Source organism: Paenibacillus aceris, from assembly GCF_017874035.1.
Classification (GTDB): Bacteria; Bacillota; Bacilli; order Paenibacillales; family NBRC-103111; genus Paenibacillus_E; species Paenibacillus_E aceris.
On the sequence record NZ_JAGGKV010000034.1, the window covers coordinates 48,259 to 60,344 of the forward strand.

Sequence of the window (12,086 nt, forward strand, 5' to 3'; positions counted from 1 at the left end):
TGTAGATGGCACGTTTAGCTGGAGTTGACTTACCTCGTGACAAACGAGTTGTAATCGCGTTGACTTACATTTTCGGTATCGGCACTACAACTGCTCAGAAAATTATCGCTTCCACAGGTATTGATGCTAGTACTCGCGTTCGCGACCTGACTGAAGATGAAGTGAGCAAAATCCGTGATGTAATTGACAAAACCCTAAAAGTAGAAGGCGACCTTCGCCGCGAAATTTCCCTAAACATCAAACGTCTAATCGAGATCGGATCCTACCGTGGTCTTCGTCACCGCCGTGGTCTTCCTGTTCGTGGACAACGTACTAAAACTAATGCTCGTACACGTAAAGGTCCTCGTCGTACGGTAGCTAATAAGAAGAAATAATAAAGGGGGTTAGAGCTAATGGCAAAACCTAAAAAAGTAGTCCGTACGAAACGTCGTGACCGTAAAAATATTGAGTCCGGAGTAGCACACATCCGTTCAACATTTAACAATACGATCGTAACGATCACGGATCCACATGGCAACGCAATTTCCTGGGCATCTTCAGGAAACCTTGGATTCAAAGGTTCCCGTAAAAGTACTCCTTTTGCGGCACAAATGGCAGCTGAAAAAGCAGCTAAAGCAGCTATGGAGCATGGTTTGAAAACTGTTGAAGTTATGGTTAAAGGTCCTGGAGCTGGCCGTGAAGCAGCAATCCGCTCTTTGCAAGCAGCAGGTCTTGAAGTAAACCTGATTAAAGACGTGACTCCGGTTCCTCATAATGGCTGCCGTCCTCCAAAACGTCGTCGCGTATAATTCAGGATTACTTTGTAGTATAATTATCCTAAAAACGTGAATAATGGTTTGAAGGATAGGCATACTATGAAATTTTGAAGCGAAGTATCCAGAGGGAAACGACGTATTGAATGGAGGGTACATTTCATGATCGAAATCGAAAAGCCAAAAATAGAAACCGTAGCATTAAGTGAAGACGGCGCTTATGGAAGATTTATCATAGAGCCGTTGGAGCGTGGCTATGGTACAACCTTAGGTAACTCACTACGTCGTATCTTACTGTCCTCTTTACCCGGGGCTGCAGTAACCTCTGTCCAAATCGATGGCGTTTTGCATGAGTTTTCAACGATTCCTGGCGTGCTTGAGGATGTTACGGAAATTATCCTTAACTTAAAAGGACTTTCGTTGAAAATTCACTCCGACGAGGAGAAAGTGCTTGAAATTGATGCAGAAGGAGAAGGTAATATTACTGCGGCAGATATTCGCGGTGATAGCGATGTAGAGATTCTTAATCCGGATCTTCACATTGCTACCTTATCTCCAGATGCACGTCTTCACATGAGGATTCATGCGGGCAGAGGACGCGGTTACGTCCAATCGGACAAAAATAAGCATGAAGAACAACCAATTGGTGTGATTCCAATTGATTCGATCTACACGCCTATTACCCGAGTGAACTACAGTATTGAAAATACTCGCGTCGGCCAAGTGACAAACTATGATAAGTTGACCCTCGAAGTGTGGACCGATGGAAGTATTCGACCAGAAGAAGCCGTGAGCTTGGGCGCCAAAATCTTAACTGAACATCTGAACTTGTTTGTCGGTTTGACGGATGAAGCGAAAGATGCGGAGATTATGGTGGAGAAGGAAGAAGATAAGAAAGAGAAAGTTCTAGAGATGACTATCGAGGAACTGGATCTATCTGTTCGTTCTTACAACTGCCTCAAGCGTGCAGGGATTAACACCGTACAAGAGCTTATTACCAAAACAGAAGAAGACATGATGAAAGTTCGGAACTTAGGTCGCAAATCGCTTGAAGAAGTTCAAGAAAAGCTCGAAGAGCTTGGTTTGGGTCTACGTACCGAGGAATAGTCTTGTTAGAAGGAGGTTAATTCAATGAACTACAGGAAGTTAAACCGCGATTCCAGTAATCGTAAAGCGTTATTCCGTGATCTGGTTACAGATTTGTTCATACATGAACGCATTCAAACTACAGAAGCAAAAGCAAAAGAAATTCGTTCCATCGCTGAGAAGTTAATCACTCTTGCGAAACGCGGAGATCTTCATGCACGCCGTCAGGTTGCTGCTTTTGTTCGTAGAGAAGCTGCAGACGAGAATCAAGATGCGATTCAAAAACTTTTCTCCGATTTGGCTACTCGTTACTCCGAGCGTCCAGGTGGATACACACGTATCCTTAAACTGGGACCGCGCCGCGGTGACGCAGCACCAATGGTATACCTAGAGCTAGTAGATCGCGCATAAAGACGGATGGGAAAGGGTGGACGGAATCATAGATTCTGGTGAAGCCCTTTTTTTGCAGTCTTTTGTCTGACCTTTAGAGGTAGGAAGGATGACTCATGGAGGAACAAGCCTTGAGAAATCTACGATTTACCATAAGCTATGATGGCTCAGCATATTCAGGCTTTCAGATTCAACCGAATGCAGACACGATTCAGCACCGGTTAGAACAGGCTGTATATCTGCTGACTGGAGAGCAAGTAAAAGTAGCCTCATCGGGGCGTACTGACGCGGGTGTTCACGCTAAAGCGCAAGTTATTAATTTTACCACGAGCTCCAAGATTCCTGTGGAACGGTGGTGTTTAGCTCTAAACGCTAGACTACCCAAGGACATCGTCGCTCATACAGCGGAGGAAGTCCTTCCTTCCTTTCACTCCCGCAAAGCTGCGAAGCGTAAGACATACTGCTATACGATTCGCTCGGCGCGCTTCCCTGATGTCTTTCACCGCAACTATGAATACCATCACCCTACGCATTTAAATGTGGAAGCCATGAGAGAGGCGCTCCCTTGTTTGCTAGGAGAGCATGATTTTACTTCGTTTTGCACGGTGAGAACGGATAAGGAAGTGAAGGTGAGAACGCTCTACGAGGCTCGTATGGTGCTTGAAACCGATGAGCTGACTGGAGAAGGATCTTTGGAGAGGATTCGAATTATTGTGACGGGAAATGGCTTCCTGTACAACATGGTTAGGATCATTGTAGGAACGTTAATTCAGATCGGAGAAGGTAAGAGACCTAGCAGCGATATGCAGCGAATTCTTGAAGCCAGAAACCGGGCAGAAGCCGGACCAACAGCCGAAGCGATGGGGCTAATGTTGTGGAGAGTTGAGTATTAAAATGCTCAAAACATTACTTGCTTCTTCACTAGGTTTCGTGTAAAATATAACTTGGCGTTTCGTGATCGGCTACCCCACAGCCCCTGATCCGTAACTGCCACAATCATCCATCGAAATTGTAAGTTAACAATAATAATTATGTATTTGAGATATATTTTCTAGGAGGATTCAGCATGCGCACGACATATATGGCGAAGCCAAATGAAGTAGAGCGTAAATGGTACATTGTTGACGCTGCAGGCCAAACACTTGGCCGTCTTGCAAGTGAAGTTGCTAGCATTATCCGCGGTAAGCACAAACCGGAGTTTACTCCACACGTAGATACTGGTGATTTCGTAGTTGTTATCAATGCTTCCCAAATTAAGCTTACTGGTAAAAAAATGCAAAACAAAATGTACTACCGTCACTCTTTGTACCAAGGTGGTTTGAAAGTGACTTCCGCTCAGGACTTGCTTAACAGCAAACCTGATCGCATGATCGAATTTGCCGTACACGGTATGCTTCCTAAGAACCGTCTTGGCGACAGCTTGAAAACTAAGCTTAAAGTATACGGTGGAGCAGAACACCCACATCTAGCACAACAACCAGAAGTTTGGAATCTTCGCGGTTAATATAAGGAGGAACGTTTCGTGGCACAAGTTCAATATTATGGAACGGGTCGTCGTAAACATTCGGTAGCGCGTGTGCGCCTTGTACCGGGTGAAGGACGCATCATTATCAATAAACGTGATCTAGATGAGTATTTCGGTCTAGAAACTTTGAAACTTATCGTTAAACAACCTTTGGCATTAACAGAAACTGTCGGTAAATACGACGTTCTTGTTCTTGCTAATGGCGGTGGAATCAGCGGACAAGCTGGAGCAATCCGTCATGGTATTTCCCGTGCTTTGTTGAAAGCTGATCCGGAATACCGTGGATCCTTGAAAAAAGCTGGATTCTTAACACGTGATTCCCGTATGAAAGAGCGTAAAAAATATGGATTGAAAGCCGCTCGTCGCGCTCCTCAATTCTCCAAACGTTAAGATCCTGCGCCTTGGCGCTACAAAGAAACCTTTCTGGCAGTATGCTAGAAAGGTTTTTCTGTTTTATAAACACAGGATTCATTCTTTTCGTTGAAAAGTATTCTCATTTGCGTGTATAGATTAACTCCGATTCGGGTCATATGTATGAAAAATGTTGAAGTTAATACCAAAATGGCAAAAAGTCATTGACAGCATGAAGAACTCAGCTATAATTAAAGATAAATCATATAATATTACTCGGAATTAATATATGGAGGTAAACCTACAATGAATCTTTTTGAAAAAGAAGCCTTTGTAACGAAAGCAGCTGAGGAATTTGAGAACCAATCACCAGAAGCGGTGTTGAAATTAGCCGTTGAGAAATTTTCTAGCTTAACGCTTGCATGTAGTTTTGGTGCTGAAGATGTTGTGCTTGTGGATATGCTTCAAAAAATTAACCCAAACGTAGATATTTTCTACCTGGATACGAATGTTCATTTTCCAGAAACATATGATACTAGAGATCGTTTAGAGCAGCACTACGGTACTAAATTCGTTCAAGTCTTGCCGAAACTTACACTTGAAGAGCAAGCAGAGAAGTTCGGCGATGAGCTCTGGAAAACGGATGCAAACCAATGCTGCAATATTCGTAAAGTTGATCCACTAACGGATATCCTCAAAAACTACGACGCTTGGATCACTGGAATCCGCCGCGATCAAGCGCCAACTCGTGCAAATGCTAAAAAAGTGGAGTACGATGTGAAATTTGGCCTTATCAAATTCAATCCATTGGCTAGCTGGACTTCCGAAGATGTTTGGAATTATATTCGTGAGAACGATGTGATTTATAATCCCTTGCATGACCGCAGCTACCCAAGCATCGGCTGCACACACTGCACGCGTCCAGTAGCAGCAGGCGAAGATCCACGGGCGGGCCGTTGGGCAAACATCGAGAAAACAGAATGCGGACTTCATAAATAAAATTATGGAGGTACAACGTAAATGGCGACGATCAAACCGCATGGCGGCGAGCTTATCAATCGCCTAGTTCCGGCAGAGCAAATAGAAGGGCTGCTCAAACGCGCGGCATCTTTGAAACAAATTCGTGTAAGCTCATGGACTATTTCTGATTTGGATCTTATTGCAGTGGGGGCATTTTCTCCGCTAATCGGTTTTCTCGATGAAGTAAACTACAAGTCTGTCGTAGAAACGATGCGTCTTGTGGACGGAACGGTTTGGAGCATTCCAATTACATTGTCCATTGCTCCGGAAGTTGCTTCTTCCATGACAATCGGTGAGCAGATCGCCCTCGTTGGTGAAGAAGATGGGATTACTTATGCCATCCTAGATGTGACCAGCATCTACACAGTTGATCAATTGAATGAGGCAGTTAAGGTGTTTAAAACCGACGATGTGGCTCACCCTGGTGTTGATAAATTGTTCTCTCGTTCTTCTACAAATATCGGTGGGCCCATTCAACTGCTGAACCGTCCTAAGCCTAAGAAGTTTGAAGAATTCTACTTTGATCCTTCAGAAACACGCCGTATTTTCGCTGAGAAGGGCTGGAAAACGGTTGTAGGCTTCCAAACACGTAACCCTGTTCATCGTGCGCATGAATACATTCAGAAATCAGCAATGGAAATCGTAGACGCACTTTTCCTCAACCCGCTTGTTGGCGAAACGAAATCTGATGACATATCCGCTGATGTACGAATGAAAAGCTATCTTGTTCTGCTTGAGAATTACTATCCGAAGGATCGCAGGTTCCTAGGCGTTTATCCGGCCGCTATGCGTTATGCAGGGCCTCGTGAAGCGATTCTGCATGCAATTGTTCGTAGAAACTATGGTTGTACCCATTTCATCGTAGGACGCGACCACGCGGGCGTAGGCGATTACTACGGCACATATGAAGCGCAAGAGATCTTCAGTAATTTTACTGCAGAAGAAATCGGTATCACCCCGTTATTCTTCGAACATAGTTTCTTCTGCACCAAATGCGGCAATATGGCATCAAGCAAAACTTGTCCGCATGATAAGTCTCAACATATGCACCTGTCCGGTACAAAGGTTCGTGGCTTGCTCAGAAGCGGCCAATGCCCGCCTCCGGAGTTTACTCGCCCAGAGGTTGCACAAGTCCTTATTGAAGGCCTGAGAGACCCCGAATATCAAGTGTAAGCAAGGTATATTTGTCCACCCTGTCCCATATAGATGTTACAGAGTCTATGGGGAACAGAGGTGGATTTTTTATGCGCAAAAGGAAGAAGAGGTTGGTCGTTTGGCTGACTTTGCACAGTAGTCTTAAGTTAGCGCTTTCGACTCTGTTAGTTGCACTTGTTGTTTTCATTTATGCCTATGAGCTTCCAGCGACGAAGACGTGGTCAGATTGGACTTTGCCGCTGTCCGGCAAAACGATTGCCCTTGATGCCGGACATGGTGGACCTGATGGCGGTGCGTCAAGTAAAGCGGGCGTAATTGAGAAAGATATCAATTTAGCCATCACCTTGCAATTGCGGGACTATTTACAGCAAGCCGGGGCCATTGTTGTTATGACAAGAGAAACAGACACCGATCTGGCCGATGCCGGAACGAAAGGGTACAGTAAAAGAAAAACGGAAGATCTACACAACCGTGCAGACATGATAAAAGAGAAAAATGCAGATATGTTTCTGAGCGTTCACTTGAACAGTATCCCTTCGCCAAAATGGAAAGGCGCACAGACGTTCTACTACACCAATAATCCTAACAACTCGAATCTTGCTACGTTAATTCAACTCGAATTGAAGAGAAATTTGGAGAATACCGATCGCGTTGCCAAGCCGGCTGACAAGACGGTTTATTTACTCAAAACGTTGAAAATTCCAAGTGCCCTGGTAGAAGTAGGTTTTCTTTCAAATCCGGAGGAAGCCAGATTGCTCGCCGATGAAAAATATCAAAAAATGGTTGCTGCTTCTATCTACCAAGGAGTTCTCAGATTTTATGCAGGGGAGAAAGTGGGTTCTGAATCATAATGTGATATAATAAAGGCCACTAATATAATTTCGATCTCTGAAAAAGGTGAGTGGCTATGATAAATAAAGACCAACTATTAGAAGCATTAAAACCTCTGCAAGAGCCGCGATATAACAAAAGTGTTGTAGAACTCAACTTAGTTCGGGACATTTTAATTAAAGAAGAGAGTGTCTCCCTAAGTTTGATTGTTACAGCCGAGGATGAGGCATTCAAAGAAAAAGCGAAGACTTATATTCGAGAAGCTATAGAACAGCTTGGGACCGTGCAAGTTCATATTCGTTTTAGACTGATGACGGATTATGAGCGGAACCAAATTGAAGAACTATACAAACCGGCTTCAGAAGCGCCTAAACAGACTATTCCTGTACAACCGCCTATTGATCAACCGATTCTGGGCGAAGCCTCGAAAGTTCAGTTTATCGCTGTTGCGAGCGGCAAGGGCGGCGTAGGCAAATCGACGGTGACCGTTAACTTAGCCGTTGCTTTAGCCCGTCAAGGGAAAAAAGTAGGTATCATCGATGCTGATATTTACGGTTTCAGTATCCCGGATATGATGGGAATTGAAGAACAACCTAAGCTTGTCGAGAACGTGATCATGCCGGTGGAGAGATTTGGCGTTAAAGTTATATCCATGGGCTTTTTTGTACAAGATAATGCGCCGGTTATTTGGCGCGGTCCGATGTTGGGGAAAATGCTGCGCAATTTCTTTAACGAAGTGAATTGGGGAGATGTCGAATACATCCTTCTCGATCTTCCGCCAGGTACTGGAGACGTAGCGTTAGATGTACATCAACTTATTCCACAAAGTAAGGAAGTAATTGTTACTACACCTCATGCTACAGCGGCATTTGTTGCGGCTAGAGCAGGGGCAATGGCCATTCAAACGAACCATGAAGTGTTAGGGATCGTTGAGAATATGTCCTACTATGAGTGCAAGGATTGCGGTAGCAAAGATTTCATATTTGGCAAAGGCGGAGGGGCTAGGCTGGCAGATGATCTGCATAGTGAGTTGTTGGCTCAGATCCCGTTGGGGGCACCTGATAATCATATTTCGGAAATTGATTATTCGCCGTCGGTTTACAAGCAAGACTCCAAGACCGGTCAAATCTATTTGGATATGGCCGCGAATATCATTGCAAAATTGGAGAAATAAGGAAAAGGGCTTTCGGAGAATAACTCCGTTAGCCCTTTTTTGTGTCTTATTGTGAATCGGATGAACCTGAATCTTTCTTTTTCTTATCGGAATCTTGGGAATCACTTTTCTCGTCCTTCTGCTTGTCTCCTCCGCTGTCTCCGCTTTTGCTATCCCCGCCGCTATCTTTCTTCTGGGCGCTTTTTGCTGAAGGCATTTGGTCAGGCTTGCTTTGTTGTACAATGGCTGACTTGAGCAGTTCAACCATATGGGCACGGAATAGAGGACTTTGAATCGATTCCTCCATAACCGTCTGCATTTGCTGACGATAGGGTGCCGTTTTCATGACATCAAGAGTCATCTTCTCGTAATCAGGGTTTTTCATCACGTCAACAAGTGCTTTCTGATATTCAGGATCTTTTAAAAGTTCCTTAAACATTTGTTTCGTCTCTTTTTGAATAGCTTTGGCAAAGTCTCCGGCAAATTTAGGGTCCTTCATCATATCCGTGAGAAACATATTATTCTCTTTCGCCGTAAGAACATCTTTAACGGCCATCTGCAGCTGCAAGGATTCATTGGCAGAAAGCAGTTTAATCTGTGATTGTCCGGCAACACCGGTCGTTCCCACATCACCATTCATAATGCTGCGATTCGCAGCGCTGATTGCTTTTTTACCATCTTCTGACTTTAGAATATCAAGAATCATTGTCTTTTGTTCTTTGTACGTATTAGCTTGTGATTGACCCTGCGATGATTTATCAGACCCACACGAAGAAAGAAGTAAAGCGATCGTAATGAGCGGTAGGACCATCATCGGGCTTAACCTTCTTATTATCATGAGAAAATGCTCCCTTCCCTAGCTTAGTAACGTTAGTATGCGTGGTTAAGGGCAGATTATAAGGGCAATTCATTGGCTTTTTATCTCAATCGTTGGTACAATTAACAATTAGAGTTGATGATGGAGGGAATGCACGTGACGCTGCGCAAATGGTTTCACTTATTTTGGACAACACTACTATTAGGAATGATTGTATCTATAGGGATTGGACTCATCTTACAATTTTCCGATAAGGAATTCTCAGTTATGGGGTTGTCAGCAGTTGGCTTTAATGTTGTAAATATGCTGCTTGGGGGAGCGACGATTAGCGTATTAAGCCAAATGGGCTTTTTCGCCTATCTAATTGTCAGATTTATAGCTGCCGGTATCATTAGATCCAAGACAGTTTGGGATCTTTTGCAATTAACGATTATCATAGTTGTTCTAATTGACCTTGTATATCTTCGAATGACGAATTTTGAGGGAAATGGCACCGTACTTAGTTACTCCGTCTTACCGTTCATCATTCTGATCATTTCTTTGGGGGTAGCTTACTGGAAAGTTCGGTTGACGAATCGAAATGCCTTTATTCCAACATTATTCTTTATGTGTGCTGTATCTGTGCTTGAAGCCGTGCCTGCGCTAAAGTTAGATAATGCAGCCTCGAGTTTCTTTATGTTAGCTCCACTAATGGTTTGTAATGCATGGCAAATTTTGATTTTACATAAAATATTAGATAACAAAAAGAGCTAATTAGATTAGCTCTTTTTTAATAGACATTAATTGAGTTGCTTCATCGTACGGTCTTCGACAGGGGTGGTTTCCACTTCGGTTTGTTTAATTAACTCGCTGACCGTGACGAATTCATATCCTTTGGCTCTCAATTGATCAATAATGACAGGTAAAGCCTCGTGAGTTTGTTGGGAGGAATCGCTAGCATGCAGCAAGACAATATCTCCAGGGTGCGCTTTTGTGACTACTCGGTTAATGATGGTATCAACGCCTTTGTTGAGCCAATCCTGTGAATCTGTATCCCATTGAATGACGGAGTAGCCTAAATCATTGGCAATTCGCAGCACGCGTTTGTCGAAATCACCGTTTGGTAAACGGATAAGGTTAGGCTCTTTCCCGATTAATTCAGTAAGTATCCCATGTGCGGTAGTTATTTGTTTGCGTATTTCCTCATCGCTAAGTGTACTGTAATTATCGTGTTTATTACCATGGCTCCCGATTTCAAAACCATCCTTCTTGATTTGCTCCACGATCTCCGGATGGCTCTTGCTCCATGGAGAGGATAGGAAGAAAGTTGCATCATTAACGTTCTTATCCTTCAGGATCTTCAGAATCGGTTCTGTTCGCTTTTCCCCCCAAGATATGTCGAAGGTTAGCGCAATAACCTTTTTTTCCGTCTGTACGCTATAAATCGCTGAAGGCTCTGCGTTAGAAAAGACAGAAACATTGCTTTGCTCTGAATAGACAATAGCCGCTGCAAATACAATGGCCAGAGCAATAAAAACATATTGTTTAAATTTCTTGGCGTTAAGTACAAAAAAATAGTTCATGTACAGCTTGTACCTCCCTTATGCCTCACAAACAGGTAAGGCTTGTATACTCTTTAATAAATAATGTATGCTCGTACACAGTACTTATGCTTCCGAAATTGGAGGAAAACAAAATGACATTTAGACCGCTATTCCAGCATTTTAAGGAAATGAAGCACTATTTCATCGTTGTTGTTTTAGTATTTGCCGTTAGTTTTTATTTGGGGTGGGCCAACTCAGATCAATTTTCACATTTTTTAGAAGGACAGTTGAAGGGACTTAAGTCCATTAGTCAATCTCTAAGCAATAAAGATAATCCACAGCTATGGTTTTTCTTTATTATTTTTCTGAACAATGCGATCAAATCGGTGATCATCATTTTTCTTGGACTGCTCTTAGGGGTGCTGCCACTCTTTATGTTAGTTGCAAATGGGATGATTCTCGGTTATGTTCTCTCCTTGCAAACGCACGAGAGTACACTGTCTATCGTGCTCAAAGGTATTCTTCCTCACGGAATCATTGAAATTCCGGTCATTTTATTGGCCTGTGCGTATGGTCTGAAATTAGGTATGTTGGTTTGGAAAAGTGCTGCGCAGCTTTTTGTGCCTGTTACAAGTAGAACGGCACGTTCCGAACTGCTGAGAATTCTTAGTTTAACAAAGCCTCTTATTGTAGTAATTGTTGTTCTTTTGCTGTTCGCGGCAATCATTGAAAGCACTCTCACCTATTGGCTGGTTCATTTGTAAAAAATTTTCAGAAGTCTTGTCATAAAAATGGCAAAATCTGAGCATAACAGTAAAGCAGCAAGGAGGACGGGCAAACGCAGCTTGTTAGTTGGCCGCTTCTTTCAATTCTACTGTTAGTGCCATAAATCTCTACAGTCGAGAGGGGTTTGAATGGATGTATGCTCGGATTTTTGTTCAATGATCGGGAATGCAGAGAATTAGACTATGTATTACGTAAAGAGTTAGACGAGATGCTGTTTGATTTGAATGACAAAAGAATTGATCAAGAGATTAAAGGGGCTATAGAATCCAGATATAAAGTTATTTTCAGGATGTATGCTCGCTTAGCGACTCCCAAAGAAATTTCGAAATACGCCAGAAATCGCAATTACCAAGCTCAAAAAAAATAGAGGGTACGTTCTTGACTTACCCTCTCCATGTATGTTATTTTATAACTCGCCCCTTTGAAATAAAGGACAAGCAAGTCATTTTAAGATGAACTCAAAAAGTTTCCGAAAAAAAATACTTGCATTGTTCTGGGCCGATGTGATATATTAAAAAAGTCGCCGCTAAACAGAGGCGAAAGTACATGGAAGAAATTGATCTTTGAAAACTGAACAACGAGTGAGTAAAGCACAGTCGAGAAATCGACTATAAATGAGATTGTATAATCTCGCTAGCAAGTCAATGAGTACAATTAAGCTTTTCTATTATGGAGAGTTTGATCCTGGCTCAGGACG

The 12,086-nt window shown here is 43.0% G+C and carries 16 protein-coding genes; 14 read left to right on the forward strand and 2 right to left on the reverse strand.

Annotation, left to right across the window (positions count from 1 at the left end; translation table 11 throughout):
- Positions 1 to 5 precede the first annotated feature (5 nt).
- The 11 genes from rpsM to J2Z65_RS32790 all read left to right on the forward strand — a co-directional run bounded on the left by rpsM (position 6) and on the right by J2Z65_RS32790 (position 8,284).
- Entirely contained in the window at positions 6 to 374 is a 369-nt protein-coding gene (rpsM, locus tag J2Z65_RS32740) for a 30S ribosomal protein S13 (protein WP_028557471.1), read from the forward strand.
- A gap of 18 nt (positions 375 to 392) precedes the next feature.
- Positions 393 to 788 carry a 30S ribosomal protein S11 gene (gene rpsK / locus J2Z65_RS32745; protein ID WP_028557470.1) on the forward strand — a complete coding sequence of 132 codons (396 nt, stop codon included), beginning with the start codon at positions 393 to 395 and terminating at the stop codon, positions 786 to 788.
- A 126-nt stretch (positions 789 to 914) separates the two neighbouring features.
- Entirely contained in the window at positions 915 to 1,859 is a 945-nt protein-coding gene (locus J2Z65_RS32750) for a DNA-directed RNA polymerase subunit alpha (protein ID WP_029196443.1), read from the forward strand.
- Positions 1,860 to 1,883: 24 nt separating this feature from the next.
- Complete coding sequence (gene rplQ, locus J2Z65_RS32755) at positions 1,884 to 2,249, forward strand: 50S ribosomal protein L17 (protein ID WP_029196442.1); 366 nt, start codon at positions 1,884 to 1,886, stop codon at positions 2,247 to 2,249.
- Positions 2,250 to 2,359: 110 nt separating this feature from the next.
- Positions 2,360 to 3,121: a tRNA pseudouridine(38-40) synthase TruA gene (truA, locus tag J2Z65_RS32760; protein WP_167067680.1), complete on the forward strand. Its 762-nt coding sequence runs from the start codon at positions 2,360 to 2,362 to the stop codon at positions 3,119 to 3,121.
- A 173-nt stretch (positions 3,122 to 3,294) separates the two neighbouring features.
- On the forward strand, positions 3,295 to 3,732 hold the full coding sequence (rplM, locus tag J2Z65_RS32765) for a 50S ribosomal protein L13 (RefSeq protein WP_127457525.1): 438 nt from the start codon (positions 3,295 to 3,297) through the stop codon (positions 3,730 to 3,732).
- An 18-nt stretch (positions 3,733 to 3,750) separates the two neighbouring features.
- Positions 3,751 to 4,143, forward strand: coding sequence for a 30S ribosomal protein S9 (gene rpsI, locus J2Z65_RS32770; protein ID WP_090826682.1), 393 nt, complete (start codon positions 3,751 to 3,753; stop codon positions 4,141 to 4,143).
- Between the two features lie 267 nt (positions 4,144 to 4,410).
- Entirely contained in the window at positions 4,411 to 5,103 is a 693-nt protein-coding gene (locus tag J2Z65_RS32775; protein ID WP_167067677.1) for a phosphoadenylyl-sulfate reductase, read from the forward strand.
- A 21-nt stretch (positions 5,104 to 5,124) separates the two neighbouring features.
- Entirely contained in the window at positions 5,125 to 6,297 is a 1,173-nt protein-coding gene (sat, locus tag J2Z65_RS32780) for a sulfate adenylyltransferase (RefSeq protein WP_167067674.1), read from the forward strand.
- Positions 6,298 to 6,368: 71 nt separating this feature from the next.
- On the forward strand, positions 6,369 to 7,130 hold the full coding sequence (cwlD, locus tag J2Z65_RS32785; RefSeq protein WP_167067671.1) for an N-acetylmuramoyl-L-alanine amidase CwlD: 762 nt from the start codon (positions 6,369 to 6,371) through the stop codon (positions 7,128 to 7,130).
- Between the two features lie 56 nt (positions 7,131 to 7,186).
- Positions 7,187 to 8,284: an Mrp/NBP35 family ATP-binding protein gene (locus tag J2Z65_RS32790; RefSeq protein ID WP_167067668.1), complete on the forward strand. Its 1,098-nt coding sequence runs from the start codon at positions 7,187 to 7,189 to the stop codon at positions 8,282 to 8,284.
- A 46-nt stretch (positions 8,285 to 8,330) separates the two neighbouring features.
- On the opposite strand, the gene gerD is transcribed toward J2Z65_RS32790, so the two are convergent.
- Complete coding sequence (gene gerD, locus J2Z65_RS32795; protein WP_167067665.1) at positions 8,331 to 9,101, reverse strand: spore germination lipoprotein GerD; 771 nt, start codon at positions 9,099 to 9,101, stop codon at positions 8,331 to 8,333.
- A gap of 135 nt (positions 9,102 to 9,236) precedes the next feature.
- Between gerD and J2Z65_RS32800 the strand changes: the two genes are divergently transcribed.
- Entirely contained in the window at positions 9,237 to 9,833 is a 597-nt protein-coding gene (locus J2Z65_RS32800; RefSeq protein WP_167067663.1) for a KinB-signaling pathway activation protein, read from the forward strand.
- A 26-nt stretch (positions 9,834 to 9,859) separates the two neighbouring features.
- Here the strand turns inward: J2Z65_RS32800 and pdaB are convergent, their stop codons facing one another.
- Positions 9,860 to 10,642 (reverse strand): polysaccharide deacetylase family sporulation protein PdaB, encoded by a 783-nt coding sequence (gene pdaB, locus J2Z65_RS32805; RefSeq protein WP_167067660.1) that lies wholly within the window; start codon positions 10,640 to 10,642, stop codon positions 9,860 to 9,862.
- A gap of 113 nt (positions 10,643 to 10,755) precedes the next feature.
- On the opposite strand from pdaB, the gene J2Z65_RS32810 reads away from it, so the two are divergent.
- Complete coding sequence (locus J2Z65_RS32810; RefSeq protein WP_167067658.1) at positions 10,756 to 11,367, forward strand: stage II sporulation protein M; 612 nt, start codon at positions 10,756 to 10,758, stop codon at positions 11,365 to 11,367.
- Positions 11,368 to 11,525: 158 nt separating this feature from the next.
- A complete protein-coding gene (locus J2Z65_RS32815; RefSeq protein WP_090826664.1) occupies positions 11,526 to 11,756 on the forward strand; it encodes a hypothetical protein in 231 nt (76 codons plus the stop codon).
- The last annotated feature ends 330 nt before the right edge of the window (positions 11,757 to 12,086 follow it).